The sequence below is a fragment of the Streptomyces sp. Inha503 genome (genome assembly GCF_047215865.1).
Classification (GTDB): Bacteria; Actinomycetota; Actinomycetes; order Streptomycetales; family Streptomycetaceae; genus Streptomyces; species Streptomyces lycopersici.
Genome location: NZ_CP178360.1, coordinates 3,188,203 through 3,209,293, shown reverse-complemented (window position 1 = coordinate 3,209,293; position 21,091 = coordinate 3,188,203). Strand labels below are relative to the sequence as shown.

Below are 21,091 nucleotides of genomic sequence, written 5' to 3'. Positions count from 1 at the left end.
GGTGCCCGCTCAGGATTGCCAGCCGCCCGGTCCAAAGGCAAGCCGTGGCCGTATCGTTTCAGACAGCCAGGGTGTTGAACTCACCCTTGCTCGCGCCGTCGAGGAAGGCACTGAACTCGGAGCGGGTGAACACCAGTGCGGGGCCGTCAGGGAAACGTGAGTTACGGACCGCGACCTCGGTTTCATTTACGCGTGCAAGCTCAACGCAATCGTTGAGCGCGTCGCTCGCCGACGCTTTCGTCCACCGCGCGCCAGCGATCTCACTGGCCGGTGTGCCGTTGTTGATCGTGATCATTTTCGCACCTGTCCTTTGTGTCTGGCCAGCGCCGATCCTCGCCGGTGCCGGTCGCCTACCACTTCCCCGCGGCCCCGCTTGCAGCCGCCTCTGAAATTTTCACGGGGCGGTGAAACTTGTGATGGAAGCCTAGCGCTGTTGATCTCCTCGCGGCGTCCCTCGAATGGGCGCTCTCACCTGGATGAAAAGCCGATGATATGACGAAAGTGAGGCGGTGTTCGCGTCCTTGGGTAAAGCCCGAGAATGGCTGGAGTTGAATCGGTGGCGGCGGGTGGCGTGGGGCGGCGGTTCCACACGTGCGGCAGTGATGAGGAATTCACGGGCCCGGGCCGCCTGTAGTCAGCTGCTGTCGGGGAGGTGGGTGTGTTGGTCAGTGGTGTCGGTCGGCCTGGAAACGGGGGCTGGTCGGGGCGGCGGGGGCTGGCTGTCGGCGGATGACGGGGCTGTGGGTGAGTTCCGTGGCCAGTTCGGCGATCACGGGGTCTGGGGTGCAGGGCGAGGCGCTAAGTGCCCTGGTGGGGTGATCGATGGTGGCGCCGGCCCAGACGGTCCAGGTAGGGCTGGGACTGTTCGGGTTCTGGGCGGCGGAGGCGTTGAACTGGACTCCAGCGTCTTCAGAGGGGCTCGTCCAGCGGATCAGGCTTCCGTGGAGGGTGGACTTCCAACCGGCGTCCGTGAGTGGCTTGGTGGCGGAGGCGACGGTTTCGGCTCTGGCGGGGTTGCCGATGGGGATGTCCCAGCTGTCGCCGTCGGCGAGAAGGTCCAGCAGGGTCTGGAGCACAGGGGCTGGGGTGGAACCGGTCGCGGTGAGGTGCCACAAGCGGTCGGAGACGGGCGTCTCGTAGGCGGCCACGGTCCAGGCGGTCTCGCGGGGGTGGACTTCGTGGACGTGCTCGATGCGCAGGGTCTGTGATTCGTGGATGGCGTGGGTTGTGTTATCGGACCAGGTCCGCCACTTCTCCCAGTCGCTGTGTGCGGCGAGGAATTCGTCGAGGACGGCGTCGTGGTCGCCTGGGGCGGCGGCATAGGCGGGCACGATTTTCGGTCCGGGTGTGGGAGGTTCGGGCTCTGTCGTCACGAAGGGGTGCTCTCTCTGCTGCGGGTGGCCGGACCATGGAGGTCCGGCCACCTGCGGGTTCGGGGTCAGCGGGAGACACGGGTGGCGGGTTGGGCTGTGATGCGGGGCGGACCGGCCCGGGGCGTGGCTGTGGCCCTGGCGGGTGCGTGCCTGGTCGTTGGCTCCGGCGCGGTGGCGTGGTGCCAGCGGGAGCGGATGGCGGACAGGTTGGCGAGGGCTCGGCGGCTGCCGACGACGAGTTGGTACGGGGTGGTGGCCGGGTCGTCGGTGAATGCCTCGATGCGGTGGCCGGTGTGGTGGGCGGTGGCCAGGAGGGAGCGTTGGAGCATGCGTTCGCCCCAGTGTTCCGGGGAGCCGACGGGTGCGCCGAGGAGGTCGAGGAGATCGGTGGGGTCGGTGCCGGGTGTGAGATGGCCGCGTTGCTGGGCCTCCCACAGGACCGTCACCGGGTCGATGGGGGCATGGCGCCGGGCCAGGGCGGTCAGGCAGTGCCATATCCCGGCGTGGGCGGGGTGTGTGAAGTCGTCGGGGGTCAGCCACCGCATGTGCTCGATGTCGTCGGGGTGCGCGGTCGCGGTCGCGAGCAGCAGCCGTTCCTCGTCGATCGCCTCTTCGTCGTTGTGGGCTGTGGTCGGCGGTGGTGTGGGGGTGCGGGGTGGGGAGGGGGAGTGCGGTGGGAACTTCGCGGCGATGTCGTCCACGATGGCCGTGAGGGCGTGGGCTTCGGCAAGGGCCGTGGACGCGGGGTGCGGGAGTGAGGTGTCCCGCGCGGTGTGTGCGAGGCGCTGGGCGGCGGCGCGCAGGAGGCGGCGTGCGTGTTCTGCCTCGATCATCCGCGCGTAGGCGGACGCGTGCCGCGGCCACGGGCAGACCTGGATCAGGCCGTGCAGGTAGGAGGCGGTCAGTCCGCGGGTGTGCTCGCCCGCGGCGGTGAGCACCGAGTCGAGCCACTGGGTGCTCTTGGCGTGCTGGGCCGGGTCGGGGGTCGGCATGCTGCGGATGGCGGTGAACAGGGCGGCGTGCGCGGCGCTGGAGAACGCGTCGGGGGAGATCCCGGTCACGTCGGACAGGCGCTGCGGTTGCAGGAGGAGGGCGCCCAGGAGAGCCTGTTCGATATAGAAGACCGGTTGCGGCGGCGGGAGCGTGTAGAGGGCGTCCTCGTCCGGGTGAGGGGTGGGGGTCGTCATGCGGCCAAGGCGAAGTCGTCGGGGTCAAGGGGAGCGCGCAGGTGCGGTGCGAGGAGGCGGGCGGCGAGCAGCGGGGGCACCGCGTTGCCGATCTGGGAGAACTGCTGGCCCTTGTTGCCGGCCCAGGGGTAGTCGGCGGGGAAGGTCTGGAGGATGCCGGCCTCGCGGGCGGTGATCCGGATCGGATCAGGGACGGCAGGGGACTGGGCATCCTCCGGTCGTGAGGTGGCGGGCTCGGGGACCCAGGTGCATTCGTTCGCGCGATGCCCGAAGAACAGCGTCCCCGCAGGCTCGTCGGCACGGCGGATGGTGGCGTTGGCCTGGTTATTGCTGCGCAGGGACCAGGACCAGCGGTGCGCCTCGGCGGTGGCTGGGGGCGCCTGGTGGTTGGCGGGCCGGTTGCCGAGGTGCACGTGCGGGGCGGTCCAGCTGGTGGTTTCCCGGCAGGGGTGCAGAATGATTCCGTCCGGACGCGGTGTCCAGGTGCCACGGTTGCGGGCGTCGGACAGCGTCTTCCGGGAGCCGGACGGGAAGGGCTCGGGGCCGCCTCCTGGTCCGCCGCCGGCGCAGACGGTAGGGACGGGCCGGTCGGTGGCACCCCAGCCCAGTGCCTCGGCCATGCTGACCCAGCGGGCGCGGCCCGGCCCGAACAGCGACTCCGGTTCGGCAACCTGAGCGTGGGTCGGCGCAGGAGGCTCGGCGGCCTGGACGCGGGAGGCGATCAGGATCGCTCGTCTCCTGGTCTGCGGTACCCCGTAGTCGGCGGCGTTGAGGATGCCGGTCCACACGGAAAAGCCCCAGCGCCGCAGGACAGCGGCGTACTGCTTCCACAGGGGCAGGACGTCCGGTACCTCTTCCATGGCGACCCACTCGGGTTCGCCGGCCGTGTGCAGGGCGTGGAGGTAGCGCATGGGCTCAGCCGCTAGGAGCGAGCGTTCGTCACGGCAAGCGGCGAGGAGCCGCTCGCGGGTGTCGCGTCCGGCAGCGAGATCCTCAACCGCCGCGTGCACCAGCGGCTGGTCCACCAGGCCGAGTCGCTTGCCGGCCATGCTCCACGCCTGGCACGGCGGGGAAGCGATCAGCCCGGGTGTCCGGCCGACGAAGGGCCGCGTCGGATACCTCGCGACGTCGGTCCGGACTGTCAACTGCCCAGCAGCGGAACGGGTTTTGCAGGCCCACTCGTCCCACTCCAGACCGATGTCGCGCACGCCGAGGACGCTCAGTGCTCTGCTCCATCCGCCCGGCCCCGCGAAGAGGTCGAGTATCACGTGGCCAGCCCGAAGTCGTCCTGCGTCGGCGCACCCGCATCCCCGCGGCACGCCCAGGGCGAGCAGCCGTCCTCGACGCCGTTCTCCAACGCATCGGCCTCGTCCGCATCGAGGCGCAGGGCTGCCCGTTCCGCGGCGGTGACGTGGTCGATCGGCGCCTGGCTCAGTGGGACGCGAGAGCGGTGCAAAAAAGCCTCGCCGAGCAGTCGGTTGCCCGCCGCATTGGCGCGGGCATTGCCCTGCCGGATGGCCGCGTCGAATTCAACGACGTCTGCCCACTCGGACGGAGATGTGTCCCTGATGTGCCTCCACTGCGCATTTCCATGAAACGGGCATCCCAGGCAGCTCGATTTCGGCGTGTCCGCGAGTCCGAGCGAAGTCAGGTAGTGAAGGCAGTCGGATCTGCTCCAGGACAGGTCCAGAAGAGGATGCCGGTTGCGCATGTACTTGACGTCTGCGTCCTTGGCGCGGTGGAATTCATCCGTGGAGATCCCTACCCATTGCTCGACGAACACCCCCTTCGGTATGCGCAATGGGTACGGATGGCCGAGCAACTCGCGGACCTTCTGCTTTATCGGCTTTACCTTGTATTCGCCGGTGCACTGCCTTCGGGTCATTCCAGGTCGCCCGTCCTTGTTGAGGATGTGGAGGGGCATGGATGCGAACCGGTGATCTGGGTTCAGTGCGTCGCTGCGGATGTTCCCGGAAGACACGCGCAGAACGGGGATCCCGGCGGGCTTGGCTATCTCCTTCTCCATGCGGTCAAGGTGGGCGTAAACCGTTTCGGGTTCCCATCCGGTGTCGGCGAAAATCGCGTAGTCGAGCTTGGGGAGGATGCCCTCGGCTGAGAGGGCGAGCAGGGTGCTGGATTGGACTCCCGCGCCAAGGGAAAGGGCGCGGAATCGGGGCTGATCTGAAATGGTCTGTCCTGGGGTGGAGGGGTGGGGCGCCGCCCTCATTGCGGCTGGTGCGTCAGCGGGCTGGGCGGAATCAGCCGGTGGCGGTATATGGCGTCGTAGAGGGCGGGGATGCGGTTGAGGAGGTCGATGGCCGGCTCGATGAACTGCTGTGGTGGTGGACCGACCAGGACGGCCCGTCCTGACGTGGTGCCCGCATGACGCGAGGGTTGGGGTGGAGATCCCCACGCCTGAAACCACAGATGGTGGGGTCCCGGTGCGCAGGTTCTCGGTGAAGTCGGCGGGCAGGGGGATGTCGAGCGGGCCGCGCTAGCCGGTGGGAGCGGTGCTGACGGGTGCGTAGAGCCATCCCGGCCGTGGGGAGAGGGGTGGATGCGCCGGGTCAGCGGGTGCGGCGACGGGCTGAGGGTGGGGTCGGTGAGCCGGTGGCGGCGGCTGCTGGATGGCGGTGTGCGGCGGGGACGTCGGCCGGCGTGGGGATGCCGAGGCCAACTCGGACGCTGAGACCTTGGGTATAGGCGTGCGTCTCGGCAGCCGTGATGGCGCCGAGCAGTCCGCGCTCGTTCAGCCCGTTCGGCGGGCGGTAGGACGAGCCGTCCGTCGTGGGGGTGAAGCCGTGCTGCTCCAGGAGGGAGCGGGCGGTGGGGGGCCTGGCGGTCACGGCAACGGTGCCGTCGCCGATATGGAAGCGGAGGTCGGGATCGGCCATGGGATGGTCGGGGCTCCAGCGTGTCGTCCAGGCGAGGTCGACGAGGTCGTGGGTGTGGGCCAAGAGCCCGTACATTGCGATCCCGGCGCGCTCGTGCGTGTCCTGCGCGGTGCCCGGTGAGAGCAGATAGAGCGTGCGGCCGAGGTGTTTGCGGGCGAGGAACCCGGCCTCGGTCAGCATCCGGTCGGCGTCGCGGAGGCGGCGGTTGAGGATGATGAACGTGTGTCCGTCGTCGGTGGACCCGATGAACACATCGGGGATGTCGAGCAAAGACAAGATGATCCTGGGCGTTGGGGGTGCGGCGCTGCTTCAGCGGGCCCGGCGCGAGGTGGCCTGTTCCGGTGCCGCTGGCGGGACCGGGCTGACTGAGGAGGGCGAGGTGGTTGAACTCGCCTGTCGGTGGACGCTGCAGCTAAGGGTCACGTCGCGGGGAGCGGCGTCGGGACAGATCTGGTCGGTGAGGTCGTGCGTTGTCGGGGTGTCGGAAGGTGTGGTGACTCCAGGGGGATATGGGTCAACGGGCCGCGGTGTGTGCCGCAGTCGCGGCCGGGTGGCGGATGGGGCGGGCGGTCGTGCGCGTGGGTGGCCGAAGGTGGCGGCCAGGGTGTGGCGGCCGTCGGCGGTGAGGTGGACCCGCTCGTCGTGGAGCCAGAGTGGGCATGGCTCGCGGGTCACCAGGCCGCGGGATTCCAGGGAGCGGATGGTGCTGATGGTGATGCGGATGTCGTAGGGCTTGTCGTTCAGCCGGCTGATCGTCACTTCGCCCCGCGCGGTGGCGCGCAGCGCGGCGTCCTGGGCGGGTGAGAGGGCAGGCGGGTGGTGTGGCGGCGGGGCGCTTCGCCGCTGTTCGGTGACGAACTGTTCGGCGGCTGTTAGTGAGTCCTTGGCGCCGAGGGCGGTCAGGTCCCGTACGAGAGTGAGGCGGTTGCTCGCCTCTCCCAGGGCGTGCCGGTAGGCCGGGAGCGCGTCTTTGTCCTGGACGGAGACCGTGGCACGGGCGTTGTTGAGGATGTTCACCGCGTTGAGGAGGTGATCGGCTGCGTCCGTGGCCAGGTGGGCGAGCTGCCGCACGCGTGCGTACACGGCGCGGACAACGGGGCTGCGGTACATCCGCTGGGCGTTTAGGGTCTCCGCGATGTCCAGCGCCGATCGGGCCAGGTGCTGGGTGGCGGCGGCCTGGTGGGTGAGGGCGGTTGCGGAGCTGGAGTCGTTCAGCCGGAGCCGGGCGAGGGTGTCATTGTGGCGGGTGAAGTCGGCTCCCAGGAGCAGAAGTTGCTCGGCTGGTGTGGCGGGTGTGGCGGGTGTGGTCATCTGGGGCAGAAGGGCTCCGTTCGCCGGGGCGGGGTCAGCGGCGGCGTACGGCGCGGCCGAGCTGGGCGGCGGCGTGGTGGACGTGCGGGTTCATGGCGGCTCCGCGGACAGGTGTGATGAGCGCGTCGTCCAGGTCCTGCACGAGGTAGGGGACGTTGCTGAAGGTGCGCTCCACCGGGGCGGTTGTCGCGAGGTGGGTGAAGAACTGGGCGAGGAGCTGTTCGGGGGTGTCCTGGGTGAAGGAGGCGTGCCAGTGGGTGCCGAAGCTGTCGTAGACGTGGTGCTGGAAGCGCCACGGGGTCTCATTTCCGGGGGTGTGCTGCAGGAGGCAGTGGCCGTCGGGCGAGGTGAAGGTGCCGCCGTCGGCGCGCCAGTGGTTCAGGTCGGCGATGTGGGCGAGGGGGCTGGTCGTGAGCGGGATCTGGTCGGCGTGGCGGTGGTCGCCGATCAGCTGGGGCAGGGCCTGGGTGACGGCGGCGATGGCCTCGATCGGGGTTTGCCGCGTGAACTCGGCCTCCCAGAAGGGCTCGTGGTGCGAGATGGACCACCACTGTCCTTGTGCGTGGCAAGAGTTGAAGTTCACGAATACGCTGCCGTCCGGGCTGCTGACGGTGATGCGGCCCGTCGCGCGATCGTGCTCGTTCTGCCAGCCGAAGAGGTGGATCAGCGGACCGATCGCGTCGGCGAGCCGGTCGATTCCCGCGCCCGCCAGATGGCGTGGCGAGACCAGGACCCGGTCCTGGGGTTGGAAGTGCGTCACCGGTGTGCCCCTTGTGCTGCGGAGGGTTTGGCGGCGGCTCTCGTGGGGGTCGCCGCCGTGGCTGCGGGACGCGGCGTGGCCAGGGCCTGCTGCCCATGCTGGGTGATGGTGATCTTCTGCCCGCGGAACAGGGAGGTGCTGGTGTCCCGGTCGACGAGCCCGCGTTTGGCCAGGGCCCGGAAGGTGGCGATGGAGACGCGGGTGCCATCGTCGGTGGCGACGCGGGTCACGCCCAGCCCACGCTGCGAACTCTCATACAGCCGCCCTCCGCCGAGGGCGAGGGCCTTGAGAGCGTCGTACTGGGCGCTGGTCAGTGCAGGGCGGGCAGCCCGCTGCGCGGAAGCGGATTCATCGCGTGTGGCGGCGAGGTCGCGGGTGATACCGGTGGCGACGTAGCGGCATCCGGTCGCGCTCAGGTCGAGCTGGTGGGCGGCGTCGGCGAGGTGGCCGGTCATCTTCGGGATGGCCTCGGCGTGGCGAGCGGTGCGCGCCGAGGCGTCGTCCGCCGGATAGCCGGGGAACGGAGCACCGTCGTAGGGGTGGGCGTACAGCGCGCTGGCGAGGTCGCTGCTGGCCAGGGAGGCGGCGACCACGACCGAGGACAGGCACTCCAGGCTGGCGCGGCTGCCGGCGATGCCGGTGTACGGGCTGGAGTCGAGCGCGCCCAGGTGGACGAGGGTGGCGGCGGTCAGGTCCTGGGCCTTGAGCAGGAGGGGGCTGATCTGGCGCAGCGCGTCGGTGCCGGGGGTGTAGGAGACGTCCCGTACGCGGGTGTGCAGCGTCTCGAACTCGCTTGCCAGAGTGCGGAGTTGTTGTACTTGTTCTGCCAGATCGGGCAGGGGCATGGGGTGGTGTGACTCCGGGAGGATGGGTCAGCGGCTTCGGGTGGCTGTCTTCACTGCGGCGGGGGCGGGTGCCGTACCGGGTGCCGTGGTGGTGGGAGGGCGGCTGATGGCGGCGGCCAAGGCCGTGGTGCCGGCGGCGGTGAGACGGACTCGGTCTTGAAACGGGCCGCCCACGTAGGCGGAGGACGCGGACTTCGGGACGCGCTCGGCCAGGCCGTTCGCCTCCAGCGACCGCAGTGTGCCGATCAGCACACGCTCGCCCCGGAAGTGGACGTAGTGCCGTCCCAGGGAGCTGGTGACCACGACGTGTCCGCAGGCGATCTCCCACAGGGCGGTGTGCTGCGTGGCGGTCAGCTCGTGGTCTGGAGCGTCGGTGGCACTCCAGCGTCGGCGTCGGATCTCGCGGGCGACGCTGTCGGCGCAGCCCGTGGCGGCTTCGGGGGCCAGGGCGGTCAGCATGCGGGCCATCGGGAGACGGTGTTCCGCGGAGGCGCTGCTGAGGAAGGCGAGCTGCTGGAGGCGGACCACCGTGTCCGACAACGCGTGGCTTTCGTAGAGCCGCTCGTCGGTGACCGCCTTGAGGGCAGTGCGGGTCGCGGAGGCGAGCCGCTGTGCGGAGGCGAGGTGGGCATCGGGCTCGGCTTGCGGACCGGCCCGCAGGAGGCGGTCGAGCGTGTCGTTGTGCCCCACGTACTGGTCTGCGAGCAGCAGCAGCCGTTCAACCGGCGTCGGCGGGGCGGCCACGTCGAACAGGAGGCCGTCGGGGGCGGCGTCGTCATGCGCGGCGCCGGACGGCTGGGGCTTGCGACGGCGCCGGGGCGGGTGCGCGCGCAGCAGCGGGGGGCCGAGGCGCCTCCAGCGCGGTGCGGGCTGCGGCCAGGGCCCGTCCGGCGTCGTCGAGGTGGATCCGCAGGCGGCTGTGGTGGTCGAGCGCGTCGAGCTTTTGCCGGAGCGTGTCCTGCGCCGTGGTGGTGAGGGTGATGAGCGGGGCGAGGGCCTGGGTGTAGTGGGCGATGGCCCGCCCGAGGTGGCCGGCGCTCGTGCCGAGGGTCTCGGCGGGCGGGAGGCCGGCGATGTTCGGGGCGAGCTGATACTCGACGTCGGCGGCCATGCGGGCAGCCAGGTGGCACAGCAGGTCGATGTGCCGCGTGGCGGTGAACAGGCCGGTGCCGTCCACGGTGATGTGGTGGTCGCGGACGTCCGCGGTCACGGCGTCTACGGCGTGGCGCGGGGACATGTCGTCGAGGTCGGCGGGTTCGTAGGTGTGCAGGGCGTCTCCAGGCACGTGGTTCAGGGGGCTTGCCACAGGAAGCGGGCGACGTGGTCGTTGCCGTGACCCGTCCGGGGGCGGGAGGGGGGTGTGCCATCCGGCCCGGGGCGGGCGGCGGGCGATCAGCTGCCAGCCCGCACCGCGCAGGGACGCGCCACTCTCGCCCTCCTGGGTGAAGGTGATCAAGCGCCGGTATCCGAGGGCTTTCCCCGCGCGCCACGACGCCCCGTACAGCAGCGAATTCGCGTTGCGGGCGCCATCGCTTGCGGTCCGGGTGACTTCGAGGGTGGCGCAGTCGTCGAGGTGGCGGGCCACGGGCCGGCCGACGATGGCCACGGCGCGCAGTGTGCCGGTCTCGTCGGCGGCTCCGACGGCGAAGATCTGACCCGGTGGTGGCGGATGGTGGCGGTGCCAGGCGCACACGAAGTCCTCGCCTCACGGGAGCGCACCGGTACCAGGTGCAGCCGGACGTCGCTCACACGGCCTTCCCGAAGTCGGACTGTGTCGGCGCGTGCTTCGCCACGGCGCGGGCGGTGATCGCCTTCGACGCGCGGGCGGACGCGGCGGACAGCTCCTGTGCTCCGGGCTCCAGGTACCACGGCCGCAGATCGAGCATGGCGGCACGCATGCCGGTGGCGAAGCACAGCGCGGTGCCCTTGGGCAGAGCGCGGATGGCGTCGGCGGGCAGGATCCGCTCCTGCCGCAGGCTGACCGAGGTCGACTTGCCGGACTCCGAGTGCGAAGTGGACGTGGTCTCCACGTCGTGGTCGCCGATCAGCCGGGACAGCTTGTCGGCGAAGTCCGGATCATCGATGCCGGAGCCGATGACCTTCACCGTCGAGGCGGACCACATGGCGTCCATGCCCGCGTCCCCCCAGACTTTCTGTCCCTGGCGGTAGCTCTGGAGAATCGTGATGGGGATGATGCCGCGGCTGCCGAGGTGGGAGTACAGGTCCGGCAAGTCGCTGATCTTGCAGACGTTGGCGGCCTCGTCGAGGATCGCCAGCATCGGCGGATCGAGGCGTCCCCCGGCGCGCTCGGCCTGGGCGGTGGCGGCGCGCATCACCGAGTCCGCGCACGCCGCGATCAGCGCCGAGGCTCCGCCGCCACCGTCCTTGCTCAGCAGGAACAGCGTGTCGGTGGAGGTGACAAAGTCAGCAGGCCGGAACTCGGCGATGTCCTTCTGCGGCGTCACCCACCCGGCGATCTCGGAGTTGAGCAGGGCGGCGGCGTACTGGCGGGCGGTCTCGTAGATGCCGTCGCGCGTCTCCGGGGGGCCCTCGACGGTGCCCTTGAGCTGGGCTGCGACAGCGGCGAAGCCATGGTCGCGGAGGATGTCGAGTGGGGTGCGGTCGGCGGGGAAGGCGAGCCACTGCATGATGTCGGTGATCGGTCGCTCATCGAGCGCTGCGGCCAGTAGCAACTGGGACAGGATGTTGCTGCCGGCCTTGGACCAGAAGTCGCCCTGCTGGGAGGCGTCCACCGAGGCGGCGAGGAAGTGTCCGGCGAGCCGGTTCGCCCCGTCCAGGGTTCTCGCGCTGGCGAGCGGGTTCCACCACATCTCGCGGGCGGCGTGGGCGATCTGCTGCGGGTCCATGGTCCACACCGCCCCTGCCTCCGCCCGGGCCTCGTAGGCGGTGGTGAAGGCGTCTTTGGCGGCCTTGTTCGACGTCAGCAGGACCGGGCCGGGCGCGCTGAGCATGGAGGGGATGGCGAGCGAGGTGGTCTTGCCGGACCGGGGCGCCATGATCGCGACGGCGACATCCTCGAACCCCATCCGAACCTCGTGGCGGCTGCCTTGGAGGTTGCCGAGGAGGATGCCGGTGTCCTTCGCGTCGATGCGCTTGGCGTCCTTCAGGCTTGGGCGCAGGGAGCGGGCTTTGTCGGTGATCGCCTTGGTCATCAGCGGCTCGATGTCCCGGGCCTTGGCCATGCCGGTGATCTTCTTCCGGCCGCTGTTCCGGTTCTTGTGCCGGGACCACAGGATGCCCGCCCCCGTCCCGAGAGCAAGGAGCAGGGCAACGGGGATGATGCGGGCACCGATCAGCAGGGACGTTTCTCCTGCGTCGGGCCAGACCTCCTCGGGGTGGAGCAGGGCGTTGGTCGGCTGGTAGGGGGCCCGGGCGGCGCCGGTGAGGTAGGCGGTGATGTTGCCGGACAGCCAGGCGAGGTGGGACAGGGGAACGACGACGGTGAGCACGCCGATCAGGAGGCGCAGGACGAGGTCGTATCCGTCGGTGTTGCTGCTGGAGGAGGAAGGGGGCAAGGGCTACGTGCTTCCGGGCGAGGAGGGGGTCAGCGGCGGCGGTTGTTCTTGGCCGGTGGCTGTGGCGAGGGGGCCGGGCTCGTCGGCGGGGCGGTGTGCCGGGCAGCGAGGGAGTGGACGCGTTTTTCCAGCGCCCCGGCGACGTGCACGGCGGGCACGTCCGTGGTCCTTCGGGTGACGACGTTCGGGTCGCTGGTTGGGAGACTGCGCCCGCTGTCGATGCGCGGTATGGGCTTGGGATCGGCGAGCGCGGCGGTGAACGCGGTGATCAGGCGGGCGGGAGTGTGCGCGCCGAAGCGGGCCTGCCACACCGGCCGGTCCGGGGCGAGCGTGGCGGTGACGAACCAGGCGCCCGGTTCGTCCGCGCTGCCCAGCCGCTGGAGGTACGCGGTGCCGTCGGGTGACACGAGGCCGTTGTCCGCGGGGGCGGGTGACCAGCCGATCTGTCGAAGCGGCTCCAACGGATCGCAGGGCGCGCCCGTCGGCGGGGCCGGGTCGGTGAGGGCGTCGGTGGCGGCGGCGATGAGTTCGACGGGGGTGCGGGCGCCGAAGCTCGCGTACCAGGCGGGCCGGCCCGGCTCCGCAGCGTGGCTGAGCGTCCACCACTGGCCATCGGGATCGGGCTCCAGACGCAGGAGCGCCTTCTGATCGGGGCTGGAGAGCAGGACGCGGGGCATCAGGGGGTCGTTGCCGTGACTCCAGCCGCAGGCACGGTGGAGGGGGACGGTGATCCAGGCGGGGTCACCGCCGCCGGCGAGGTGGCGCGGGGCGATGAAGTCGACCTCGACGGCCTCGGGACGCGGGGCCATGCTCACTTCCGTGCCGCACTTCGCAGGACGGATGCGGAGGCCGGCATGGACGCCAGGGGCGAACGGGCCCTGCGGTCCGCGGAGTTGATTTCGAAGTCGGTGGTGCCGGGCTTGGCGGTGGCGGGGAGGGTGTCGCGGGTGGCCAGCCATTGCTCGTGCAGTTCGTCGAGCCGGTCGAGGGCGGCGTGCAGAACGCCCAACTGGTAGACCCAGCGGCTCTGCACCGATTTCTCCGGCAGCTTGGCCAGCTGTGTCTCGGCGGTGGCCAGCAGGTGACGGGCGCCGTAGCGGAGCGGCTCGAACGCGGTGTGGGTGTCGGCGTCGCGCTGGCTCGCGCGCATGCCGTAGGCGTGGTCGTCGTGGGGCCAGCCGTCGAGGTCGGTGTGGTCCTCGGAGTAGGCGTCCCAGGCGTCGAGGATCTCCTTGCTGTCGCGGATGAAGCCGTCGAGGTGGCGCAGGAACGCGCGGTGGGCGGTGGGATCGAGGGAGATGGTGGCGGGGTTCCTCTCTCGCGGGATCAGCGGCGAGCGGTCGGACGGGGAGCGCCGGCCTTGACCGGCATGGCCGTTGTAGGGCTCGGCTGCTGTTGGCGTCGGGCGGCGCGGGCCTGCGCGCGGACGGCGTCGAGGCGGGCGGTGTGCGCCTCGACGACCCGTTCTGGGGTGAGGGGGCTTGGTTTCTGTACGACGCTGTGGTGGGCGGTGCGGTCGAACAACGCGCGCCGCAGCGGGGCTTGGTTGGCGAGCGCGGCAGCGAAGGCGTTCATCAGGCGAGCGGGTGCGTGGCCGTCTATCCAGGCGTGCCAGATCCGGGGTCCTGTCGGGGTGCCGTATCCCGGCTCGCGGGTTTCGACGTGCCAGTGCCACGCGTGGTGCCTGCCACCGTCGTGGCGCTGACGGATCTCGCACATGCCGTCCGGCGAGATGGCGGTCTTCTCGGCGTCGATCGTCCAGCCCGCGGCCTTCAGGACGTCGAAGGGATCTGGCTGCTGTGCGGGCGGTGGGCCGATGAGGGCGTCGGTGAGGCTGCCGAGGATCTCGGCGGGGACGAGTTCGCCGAACTCGGCGTACCAGCTGCGCTCGGTGTCGGTGCGCTCGGCACGCAGCCGCCACCACGCGGAGGTGGCGGACTGCGGGTCGAACTGGAGGGTGAGCCGGTGATTCCGGCTGCGCAGGACGATCTCGGAACTCAGTGGGTCGGATGTGCAAGTCCATCCGGCGGCGGCCAGGCCGTGGGTGACGTGACGGGCGTCCCCGGGCCCGGCAAGGTGACGGGGACTGGTATCGAACGGGATCCGCCAGAGGTGGGTGTCGGCGAAGGCGTCGAGCTGCCGCCTGTTCACCGGCACCGGCCACCCCCCGACGTGGGCGAGGGGGTCTTCGCGTACAGGACACGCAGGTCGTCCAAGGCGTAGTGGAGGGTGTGCTGGTCGGTCAGCTCCCACGCGGCCGTGCGCAACTCGTCGACCACAAGGTTGGTCGCCTTGCCGCATGGTGTGTGCGGGTGGTCCTGCACGGCGCGGGCGAGGGCTCGCAGGGTGTCGGCGAGTTGGACGGGCAGGCCGGTGTACTCGTCGAGGAGGGGTTCGACGAGGGCGAGGGCCTTCACGGGGTCGGGGCTGTCGCGCAGGTAGTCGGTGAGGTCCGCCAGCGTTTCGGTCGCGGTGCGGATGGTGTCCGGGGTGAGTGCGGGCATCGGGCTCCTCGGGTGGTCGGTGTTGGCGGTCAGCGGCGGGTCCGGGCTCCGCCGGCGGGGGTGTGAGGATGGGCGGTGGTGCGTGGCCGGGTGCTTCGGGCGCTGTTGCGGGCCCAGGCGGTGGCGCGGGCGGCTGTGATCCGGGACTGTTGCCACGCTCTGAGCTGGGAGGGCTTGACGGACACTGACCAGGTGCGGATCTGCGCGCTGTGCGGGACGCGTCCGCGTGGGCGCATCACGGGATCGGGGCTGGCGAGTTTGGCCGCGAAGGCTTGCACCAGATGCATCGGTGTGTTCGGCGAGAAATGGGCCGTCCATCCGTTGCCCTGCTGGTCCTTCGCCCCGCTCCACCACATCACCGAGCCATCGGCATCCCGGCGGTACTGCATCCACGCGGTGCCGTCCGGGCAGGTCGCCATGTAGTGCTCGCCCTCGAAACGTGCGTGCCAGTGCTGCTCCTGCAACGGCGCCCAGACGTTGGGAGCGTGGGCGGAGCGGGCGCGGGTGAGGGTGTCGGTCAGACCGGCGACGATCTCCACCGGCGTCTGCGGGCCGAGGTGCGCCGACCATTCGCCGTTGGGGCCGTCTGCTTGGCCGTGGATGGTCCACCCGCCGGGCAGGACGGAGGGGTCGTAGGCGACACGGACGGTGCGGTCCGGGTTCTCCATGAACAGAAGGCCGCCCGTCTTGGATTTGTCCCGCCAGCCCGAGGCGCGCAGGAATTCCGAGACGTGCCGGACGTCGCCGCCGCCGGCCAGGGCACGGGGCTGGACGAGGTAGTGCTGCTCGGCCTGCTCGTCTGGCCCCCAGCCCTGCCATTGCTTCTTCTTCACCGGCGCCGCCGGATGACGAGCGGTGCGGGTGCCGGGGGTTTCGCCGCGGTGGTGGCGGGCTGGGTGCCGATGTGCTGGAGGGTGTCCTTGTGTTCGTCCAGGTCGAGGGCGACGTCGTGCAGTTCGTTCGAGGCGCGGCCCACAGCGAGCCACACCTCCGCCGGGAGGGCGCCTCGCTCTGCCTGGTCCTTGGCGAACATGCTGCTGGTGGCGACGAGGTGGGTGATGCCGCCGAGGACTCCGGCGTCCGGGTCGAGAACGCGGGCGATGACCTGCGCGGCCTGGGGCGGGGGGAGCTGAGCGAGGTGGTCGGCGAGCTGGCCGAGCTGGCGGGTGATCTCGTCGGCCAGTCTCACCGGGTCAGGGGCGGGGTGGGACATGCTCCTCCGGGGCAGAGGGACGGTCAGTGGTGGTGGCGGTGGCCGACGCGCTGCGTCTCGGCGAGGACATCCTCCGGACGGGCGCAGGTCGGCGGGGAGGCGCGGTGGGGGCCGGTCGGGATGCAGGCGCGCAGGTAGCGGCGGAACAGGGCGGTCGCGAGGCGGGGCTTGAGCCGGTGGCTGATGGGTGGGGGTGTGCGGGGTGCTACGGGTTTCTCCCGGGGATCGAGCGGTGCGGGGTGGGTGGGCCCGGCGGGGTGCCGGGGCCGCCTGGGCGGTCTTACGGGGTGCGCCGGGCCGGTGCGGGGCGCGAGGGGGAGCTGGCCGGTGCCGGATGCTGCGCGGCGGGGCGGGCCGCGCGGCTGCGGGCGTCGTGCACGGCTTGCCGGTAGGCGGCTTCGTCGAAGACGTCGGGCGTGCAGTTGACCTCGTACCCGGCCAGGAGCAGGGCGGGGATGGCGCGGGTCGCCAGGCGCTTCTGCTCGTCGGCACCGAGGTGTTCGGGCACGGTGTGCCAGATGTAGATCGGCGCTCCCGTGGGGTATTCGTGGCGTTCCATGCCGAGCTGTTCCAGCAGGTCGTGGAGCTTGGCGGGGGCGCCGGTGGGGGTGTCGGCGTGGATGGTGGTGGTCAGGGCTTTGACGTAGATCTCGACGTCCGTGCCGTATTCGTCGGCCAGGTTGGCCATGAGTTTCTCTCCGGTTCAACGGTGGAGGCAGGCCGAGGCCCGTGCGGGGCTCGGCGGCGGCGCGGTGGCCTGGTGCTGCGGAGCGCGTGGAGCGTGGTTGCGGGCGCGGAGGATGACGCAGGCGGCCTGGCTCATGGAGCTGGTGGTGTCCCCGAGCCGTGCGATGGGCTCGGGCTCCCCGCCGAGCGCTGCTCCCTGGAGGTCGCTGGCGCAGATCCAGGCCCGGACGACCACGTTCCTGGTGAGGGGCAGCAGCCCATTGACCGGGGCAGCGACCTCGGTTGGGACCTCGGCCACCGCACTGCTGGTCTCGGCGGCTGCGACCCGCTCGGCGAGCCAGGTGAGGTAGTGCAGGGGCGCGTCTCGTTCGCCGTTCGGCGTGGCCAGCGTGTTCAGGGTGGGGTTGAGGTGGATGCTGTGACCGGCGGCGAGCGTCGCTCCGCGCCCAGCCCGACGCGACCTCGCTCGCCCGTACAGCCTCCCCACGACATGAGCGGAGCCCGGCGTTGCCTTGAGCGGTTCGGCGATTCGGGAGGGGTCCCGTGGCAGGGCCGTACCGTCTGTGACGGAGGTAGGACATGGCCGGACGGGGTGCGAGGGAGTGGGGCATGGCGCGCGGGCCGAGAGGTGGTTGGCTGCGGGTGGTGGTGAGCGTCGGGATACTGGTGGCCTTGGCAGGGTGTTCCGGTGCCTCGGACGACTCGGACAAGGCGTCTCCCCAGGAGGCGGCCACGGCTCGGAAATCCTCCGCGACCGTTTCGCGTTCGCCTTCACCTTCTCCGTCCCCGACGCCGAGCGCCGACTCGATCGCCCAGGCATGCGGTGATACGCAGTTCGATGCTGACGATGTCCTTCCCTGGAATCCGGCGGCGCCTGCCTACACCGGTGGCGGAACGCACAGCGTCACGTTGTTCAAGGGCGGTCCCGACTTTGACGAGTCGGGCACGGAGTCGGATGCCGAAGCCGATGACGAGCCGAAGTTGCCTGACAAATGGGCTTCTTCCAGTGAGCCGGAGCTGATCGTCTGCGAATTTCTGGCGAAGGAATCGGTGGGCGGCCAGCTGATCACATGCGAGTACGAGGAGCTGGGTGGTGACGGATCTGTCAGCACCCGCGTGCCGGTGTACTCGGCGGGATACAGCTATCGGGTGCTCGAAGCCAAGACAGGCCGGTTGGTGGATACGTTCAACCTGAACGGTTCGGTGAGTGGTTGGGATTCCTGCCCGGTCGAGCAGAGCGACATCGCATCCAGCGAAGCGGCGTATCAGCACGTTTCCAGCCGTGACTTGACCAAACGGCTGCGTTCCCTGATCGAGGGGCCCACGGGGGACTGAGGAAAGGGCAGCCCGCCCCTGGAGCGCGGTCCGTGCCCAGGGCCGGGCCAAGGCCCGGCGGTCCAGCACCCAGAAGTCGTTGCTCTGTCTGCTTCATCGAGCCCTGGCGGCCGGCGTAGGGCTGCCGGCCGGGGAGGGCGGAATGGAGGCTGGGGTGGGGGTGGGCGCGGTCCGGCCTGCGGGGTGCTGGAGGGCGGTGCCGATGCCGAGCGCGTCGAGCTGCGGGCCGATCTCGCGCAGGGCGCGCGCCTGCTCCCTGGTGTCGTCACCGCTGAGGCGGTAGATACCGCTTGGCGGGTCCTGGAGAAAGCCGTTGGCCACGAGGACGGCGCCGGCACGGTCGACGACGTGAGCGGTGGCGACGCTGCCATCTGGCTGCCAGGTCAGGACCACCCGGTCCGGCTGGGAGGGCTGGATGCCGCCCAGGGCGTTGTGCCGGACTTGGGCGAGCGCGTTGTCGTAGCGGGCGAGGAGATCGTCGGCGACCCGCTGGGCGCTCAGGAACGGGTCGTCCGCCAGGGCGATGCCGTTGGGCTCGGGAACGGCGCGGTATGCCTCATCGGGCAGGGCCCGCGGGGCGACGGCGGCGATGAGGAATCCGTCACGGTCGTCGTGCCGGTCCACAAGGACGAGCTGGGCGCCGTCGGGGCGGCTGAGGACGGCCGCCTGCTGGAGCGGGTGCTCGGCGAGGGAGGCGGCGACCCCGTCCAGGTCCCAGATGCGGTCGGCCAGTTCGGCGAGGTCGTCCTTGGCGTCCAGCGGGAGGTGCGTGCTGGTCCAGGCGTCGGGGAGTTCGCCGGCCAGGACGTCGGCGTACGAGGCGAGGCGCTCGGAGTTGTCGTGGTCGTGCATGGTGTCCTTGGGCAGTTGCAGGGGCTCAGCGGCGCAGGCGGGTGCCACCGACGGGCGTGGCGCCGCGGCCGGCAGTGCACGCGGCGGGGGCGGGCAGGCGCACACGGCGGAGCGTTCGGGCTCGCGGTCGGGAACCTGCTCGGCGCAGGCGCGGCGGCCGGGGTGAGGGGCGTGCCGGTCGGCCAGCCGTTCGCGGGTGTGCGCGAGGTCGGAGTGGATGATGCGTACGTATTCGTCGGCGAGGTAGCGCAGGCGCCGGGCGGTGTGCGGATCGGTCGCGCTGCCGAGGCCGTCGAAGAACTCCGCCAGGGCGCCGAGGGTTTCCTCGAACCCAGCGAGGATGCCGTCGTGGGGCGCGGTCAGTTCGGTGAGGATGCCGGCAGCCTCGTCGGTGTCGGTGGCTTCGCGGAGACGCTCGGCGAGGTGGGCGACCGAGCCACCGAGCGTGGGATAGCGGGTCGGCCGGGCGTCGGTGTCGAAGGGCTCGTCGCAGTCGACGTGGTAGGCGGCGGACCGGAGCGTGGCGACGGCATCGGTGGCCAGCAGGTTCTCGGCGGCCTCGGTGAGGCCGGCCGGGACGCGATGGTAGGTCTCATGGAGGCGGACCACGGGGACGAGGCCGGTGCGTTGGAGGATGCTGTGAGCCTCCGGATCGCCGCCGCGGGCGAGAACCTCCTCGGAATGCGGATCGCGGCGGACGGATACGAAGCGGTCGGCGAGGGGCAAAGAGACGTTTCTCCTACAGAGATCGGTGGGCGGTGTGCCGGACGGCAGGCGGTACGGCGGTGACCCGGGGCTGGACCAGGTGGGCTGCGGTGGTGTCCAGGTCCTGCTGAATGGTGTGGAGGCGGCGGGCGATCAATTCCAGGCGGTGTGCCGTGTCGGTGCCGGCGGCGCCGGGGCGCGGGCGATCCGGCGCGCGGTGTGCTCGACGAGTCCGCGGACCGTGGCCAGCGGGCCGGCCTGCTCGTCGGCGAGCTGCGTGAGGACGCTTGCGAGCTGGGCCGATGCCGTGGGCGCCGCAGGGGTGGCGGGCCGTGCTGTGGATTCGGTGTGTGCGGGGATCAGGTGGAGGTCCTGCTCGATGCGGCGGGTTTCTGCTGCGAGCCGCTGCGGAACGTCTGCGGGCGGGGCGTGCCACGTGCCGTCGGGGTGGATCAGGTTGGCGATCAGGTCGAGGCGTCCGGGCTGGGCCTGAACGGCGATCCAGCGGCAGCCGTGTTCCTTGCCGGGAGTCTCGATGCCGGCCGTCCGCGCGAGCCTGTGGGCGGTTTCTGCCCACTGGGGGCCGGTCAGCTTCCGGTCGTTCGGGTGAAGTCGGACGTCGAGGTGGAGGATCGCCCGCCGGTTGTCATCCGGGCTGGCGGCGAACCGGTGGTCCAGGTACGGGTCTTCGAGGTGCTCGGCCCACTGGACGGACGTCCAGGTCTTCTGCTCGTCGTCCAGGGTGAAGCAGTCCCGGCCAGTGGGCGACGACCGTGTACTGTGTCAGGCCCTCGTTCGGCGAGACCGGCCGCCCCAGCGCCTCGGAGAGTGGATCGTGCGGTGTGTGGCTGCGCTCATGGAGGCGGGGGATCACCGGCCGCCCCGGATGTCGGCGATGTGCACGAGCTGGCCCAGGGCGGTGGTGGTGTACCAGCCGCAGTCGATCAGCTCGTCGCGTCCGGCGTACCTCGGCAGGAGCGTGTCCTCCATGGCTCGCAGGTGGATCAGGCAGTCCGGGCAGTGGCGTGAGAGGTGCACGAGGTAGCGGGGGTGGCCGGTGACGTAGGACTGGGCTCCGCCGGTCGCATCCCGCAGCCGCCAGCCGTCCTCGTCGGTCGGGGTGTGCCAGGAGGGGGCGACGACGCGCATCGCGTCTCCCCACAGTTCCCCGCCGGCCACCCCCTTGAGGACGACGACGGTGTCACCGGCCTGGAAGTGGGCGTGGGTGATGTCCCGGTCGGGGGTGAGCGGGTCGGGAGTCGGCGCGAAGGCCGACGTGGACGGGGGCTGGGACATGCGCTTCCTTCCACGCGAGGTGGGCGGGGTGGGAGGAACAATGGTCCGGAGGAACGCCGGTTTGGCTAACCGGCGTTTCCCGGCTATGTTCCGCCGCGATCAGCGGAACGGGTTCTCCGTCCCGCGGTCCGCCTCGCTTGCTGCGTCGAGGAGTTCGAGCACGTCGGTGCCCTCAGCGTCGCGCTGATCGATCCACCATCCGGCGCGGGTGATAGAGCGGGCCTTCTCCTCCAGCTCCGCCCAGTCCGCCTCGTCCCAACTGCCCTCCACGACCAGCGCGGTGTGCGCGGCCGTCATCAGCTGGTGGCGGGAGCGCTCGCCCCAGTCCAGGGCTTTGGCCGGGCCGTGCAACTGCGGCATGTCGAATTGCTTCGCCCACGCGAGGGCAGCCTCTTGCTCGGCGCCGCGTTTGGCTGCGAGCCACTTCTCCTTGGACTCGGTGTCGGCGTCGCGCGCTGCCTTCCAGCAGTCGGTGCAGTCCTTCGCCGCGAGCCAGCGGGCGAACCCGGCCCGCTTGTCGGCAGGACGGCCGGACAGGTCATGAACCACCTGGTGGGAACAGGCGTGCTCCACGGTTCACTGCGTACGAACGG

General features: G+C 70.8%; 24 protein-coding genes. 1 reads left to right on the top strand and 23 read right to left on the bottom strand.

Annotated elements, in window-relative coordinates:
* Positions 1-58: 58 nt before the first annotated feature.
* The 20 genes from ACJX2R_RS13025 to ACJX2R_RS12930 all read right to left on the bottom strand — a co-directional run bounded on the left by ACJX2R_RS13025 (position 59) and on the right by ACJX2R_RS12930 (position 16,797).
* Entirely contained in the window at positions 59-295 is a 237-nt protein-coding gene (locus ACJX2R_RS13025) for a DUF397 domain-containing protein (RefSeq protein ID WP_413100258.1), read from the bottom strand.
* 370 nt (positions 296-665) lie between these two features.
* The gene (locus ACJX2R_RS13020) at positions 666-1,331 is read right to left on the bottom strand and encodes a DUF317 domain-containing protein (protein WP_413100257.1); all 666 of its coding nucleotides are present in this window, start codon (positions 1,329-1,331) and stop codon (positions 666-668) included.
* Positions 1,332-1,438: 107 nt separating this feature from the next.
* Positions 1,439-2,560, bottom strand: coding sequence for a DnaB-like helicase N-terminal domain-containing protein (locus ACJX2R_RS13015; RefSeq protein WP_413100256.1), 1,122 nt, complete (start codon positions 2,558-2,560; stop codon positions 1,439-1,441).
* On the bottom strand, positions 2,557-3,828 hold the full coding sequence (locus ACJX2R_RS13010) for a DNA cytosine methyltransferase (RefSeq protein WP_413100255.1): 1,272 nt from the start codon (positions 3,826-3,828) through the stop codon (positions 2,557-2,559). The genes ACJX2R_RS13015 and ACJX2R_RS13010 overlap by 4 nt, the downstream gene beginning before the upstream one ends.
* Entirely contained in the window at positions 3,825-4,688 is an 864-nt protein-coding gene (locus ACJX2R_RS13005; protein ID WP_413105842.1) for a hypothetical protein, read from the bottom strand. Before ACJX2R_RS13005 ends, ACJX2R_RS13010 begins: the two co-directional genes overlap by 4 nt.
* Before the next feature lie 439 nt (positions 4,689-5,127).
* Complete coding sequence (locus tag ACJX2R_RS13000) at positions 5,128-5,730, bottom strand: hypothetical protein (protein ID WP_413100254.1); 603 nt, start codon at positions 5,728-5,730, stop codon at positions 5,128-5,130.
* Positions 5,731-5,763: 33 nt separating this feature from the next.
* Positions 5,764-6,765, bottom strand: a complete 1,002-nt coding sequence (locus tag ACJX2R_RS12995; protein ID WP_413100253.1) for a hypothetical protein — start codon at positions 6,763-6,765, stop codon at positions 5,764-5,766.
* Positions 6,766-6,799: 34 nt separating this feature from the next.
* Positions 6,800-7,525, bottom strand: coding sequence for a DUF317 domain-containing protein (locus ACJX2R_RS12990; RefSeq protein WP_413100252.1), 726 nt, complete (start codon positions 7,523-7,525; stop codon positions 6,800-6,802).
* Positions 7,522-8,370 (bottom strand): hypothetical protein, encoded by an 849-nt coding sequence (locus ACJX2R_RS12985; RefSeq protein ID WP_413100251.1) that lies wholly within the window; start codon positions 8,368-8,370, stop codon positions 7,522-7,524. The genes ACJX2R_RS12990 and ACJX2R_RS12985 overlap by 4 nt, the downstream gene beginning before the upstream one ends.
* Before the next feature lie 27 nt (positions 8,371-8,397).
* Positions 8,398-9,114, bottom strand: coding sequence for a hypothetical protein (locus tag ACJX2R_RS12980; protein ID WP_413100250.1), 717 nt, complete (start codon positions 9,112-9,114; stop codon positions 8,398-8,400).
* 31 nt (positions 9,115-9,145) lie between these two features.
* Complete coding sequence (locus ACJX2R_RS12975) at positions 9,146-10,063, bottom strand: XF1762 family protein (protein WP_413100249.1); 918 nt, start codon at positions 10,061-10,063, stop codon at positions 9,146-9,148.
* Between the two features lie 52 nt (positions 10,064-10,115).
* Positions 10,116-11,906 (bottom strand): type IV secretory system conjugative DNA transfer family protein, encoded by a 1,791-nt coding sequence (locus tag ACJX2R_RS12970; protein WP_413100248.1) that lies wholly within the window; start codon positions 11,904-11,906, stop codon positions 10,116-10,118.
* A 29-nt stretch (positions 11,907-11,935) separates the two neighbouring features.
* A complete protein-coding gene (locus ACJX2R_RS12965; RefSeq protein ID WP_413100247.1) occupies positions 11,936-12,715 on the bottom strand; it encodes a DUF317 domain-containing protein in 780 nt (259 codons plus the stop codon).
* A gap of 2 nt (positions 12,716-12,717) precedes the next feature.
* A complete protein-coding gene (locus ACJX2R_RS12960; protein WP_413100246.1) occupies positions 12,718-13,056 on the bottom strand; it encodes a hypothetical protein in 339 nt (112 codons plus the stop codon).
* Positions 13,057-13,232: 176 nt separating this feature from the next.
* Complete coding sequence (locus tag ACJX2R_RS12955) at positions 13,233-14,057, bottom strand: DUF317 domain-containing protein (protein ID WP_413100245.1); 825 nt, start codon at positions 14,055-14,057, stop codon at positions 13,233-13,235.
* The gene (locus tag ACJX2R_RS12950) at positions 14,054-14,410 is read right to left on the bottom strand and encodes a hypothetical protein (RefSeq protein WP_413100244.1); all 357 of its coding nucleotides are present in this window, start codon (positions 14,408-14,410) and stop codon (positions 14,054-14,056) included. The genes ACJX2R_RS12955 and ACJX2R_RS12950 overlap by 4 nt, the downstream gene beginning before the upstream one ends.
* 29 nt (positions 14,411-14,439) lie before the next feature.
* Positions 14,440-15,243 (bottom strand): DUF317 domain-containing protein, encoded by an 804-nt coding sequence (locus ACJX2R_RS12945; protein ID WP_413100243.1) that lies wholly within the window; start codon positions 15,241-15,243, stop codon positions 14,440-14,442.
* On the bottom strand, positions 15,240-15,623 hold the full coding sequence (locus tag ACJX2R_RS12940) for a hypothetical protein (protein WP_413100242.1): 384 nt from the start codon (positions 15,621-15,623) through the stop codon (positions 15,240-15,242). The genes ACJX2R_RS12945 and ACJX2R_RS12940 overlap by 4 nt, the downstream gene beginning before the upstream one ends.
* 280 nt (positions 15,624-15,903) lie before the next feature.
* Positions 15,904-16,311: a hypothetical protein gene (locus ACJX2R_RS12935; protein ID WP_413100241.1), complete on the bottom strand. Its 408-nt coding sequence runs from the start codon at positions 16,309-16,311 to the stop codon at positions 15,904-15,906.
* A gap of 15 nt (positions 16,312-16,326) precedes the next feature.
* Positions 16,327-16,797 carry a hypothetical protein gene (locus ACJX2R_RS12930; protein WP_413100240.1) on the bottom strand — a complete coding sequence of 157 codons (471 nt, stop codon included), beginning with the start codon at positions 16,795-16,797 and terminating at the stop codon, positions 16,327-16,329.
* 122 nt (positions 16,798-16,919) lie between these two features.
* Between ACJX2R_RS12930 and ACJX2R_RS12925 the strand changes: the two genes are divergently transcribed.
* Positions 16,920-17,645 (top strand): hypothetical protein, encoded by a 726-nt coding sequence (locus ACJX2R_RS12925; protein ID WP_413100239.1) that lies wholly within the window; start codon positions 16,920-16,922, stop codon positions 17,643-17,645.
* Positions 17,646-17,738: 93 nt separating this feature from the next.
* On the opposite strand, the gene ACJX2R_RS12920 is transcribed toward ACJX2R_RS12925, so the two are convergent.
* From ACJX2R_RS12920 to ACJX2R_RS12910, 3 genes are all read right to left on the bottom strand, one after another.
* The gene (locus tag ACJX2R_RS12920; RefSeq protein WP_413105841.1) at positions 17,739-18,497 is read right to left on the bottom strand and encodes a hypothetical protein; all 759 of its coding nucleotides are present in this window, start codon (positions 18,495-18,497) and stop codon (positions 17,739-17,741) included.
* Positions 18,498-20,072: 1,575 nt separating this feature from the next.
* Positions 20,073-20,498, bottom strand: a complete 426-nt coding sequence (locus ACJX2R_RS12915; RefSeq protein ID WP_413100238.1) for a hypothetical protein — start codon at positions 20,496-20,498, stop codon at positions 20,073-20,075.
* Positions 20,499-20,597: 99 nt separating this feature from the next.
* Positions 20,598-21,047 (bottom strand): hypothetical protein, encoded by a 450-nt coding sequence (locus ACJX2R_RS12910; protein WP_413105840.1) that lies wholly within the window; start codon positions 21,045-21,047, stop codon positions 20,598-20,600.
* Positions 21,048-21,091: the final 44 nt, after the last annotated feature.

What these genes read in the sequence shown, in the direction of transcription:
- ACJX2R_RS12995 (WP_413100253.1), bottom strand. Translation starts at nt 6,765, where the DNA reads ATGACCACACCCGCCACACCCGCCACACCAGCCGAGCAACTTCTGCTC.
- ACJX2R_RS13015 (WP_413100256.1), bottom strand. Translation starts at nt 2,560, where the DNA reads ATGACGACCCCCACCCCTCACCCGGACGAGGACGCCCTCTACACGCTC.
- ACJX2R_RS12915 (WP_413100238.1), bottom strand. Translation starts at nt 20,498, where the DNA reads ATGTCCCAGCCCCCGTCCACGTCGGCCTTCGCGCCGACTCCCGACCCG.
- ACJX2R_RS12925 (WP_413100239.1), top strand. Translation starts at nt 16,920, where the DNA reads ATGGCGCGCGGGCCGAGAGGTGGTTGGCTGCGGGTGGTGGTGAGCGTC.
- ACJX2R_RS12920 (WP_413105841.1), bottom strand. Translation starts at nt 18,497, where the DNA reads ATGCACGACCACGACAACTCCGAGCGCCTCGCCTCGTACGCCGACGTC.
- ACJX2R_RS12940 (WP_413100242.1), bottom strand. Translation starts at nt 15,623, where the DNA reads ATGTCCCACCCCGCCCCTGACCCGGTGAGACTGGCCGACGAGATCACC.
- ACJX2R_RS12935 (WP_413100241.1), bottom strand. Translation starts at nt 16,311, where the DNA reads ATGGCCAACCTGGCCGACGAATACGGCACGGACGTCGAGATCTACGTC.
- ACJX2R_RS12950 (WP_413100244.1), bottom strand. Translation starts at nt 14,410, where the DNA reads ATGCCCGCACTCACCCCGGACACCATCCGCACCGCGACCGAAACGCTG.
- ACJX2R_RS12960 (WP_413100246.1), bottom strand. Translation starts at nt 13,056, where the DNA reads ATGCGCGCGAGCCAGCGCGACGCCGACACCCACACCGCGTTCGAGCCG.
- ACJX2R_RS12965 (WP_413100247.1), bottom strand. Translation starts at nt 12,715, where the DNA reads ATGGCCCCGCGTCCCGAGGCCGTCGAGGTCGACTTCATCGCCCCGCGC.
- ACJX2R_RS12985 (WP_413100251.1), bottom strand. Translation starts at nt 8,370, where the DNA reads ATGCCCCTGCCCGATCTGGCAGAACAAGTACAACAACTCCGCACTCTG.
- ACJX2R_RS13025 (WP_413100258.1), bottom strand. Translation starts at nt 295, where the DNA reads ATGATCACGATCAACAACGGCACACCGGCCAGTGAGATCGCTGGCGCG.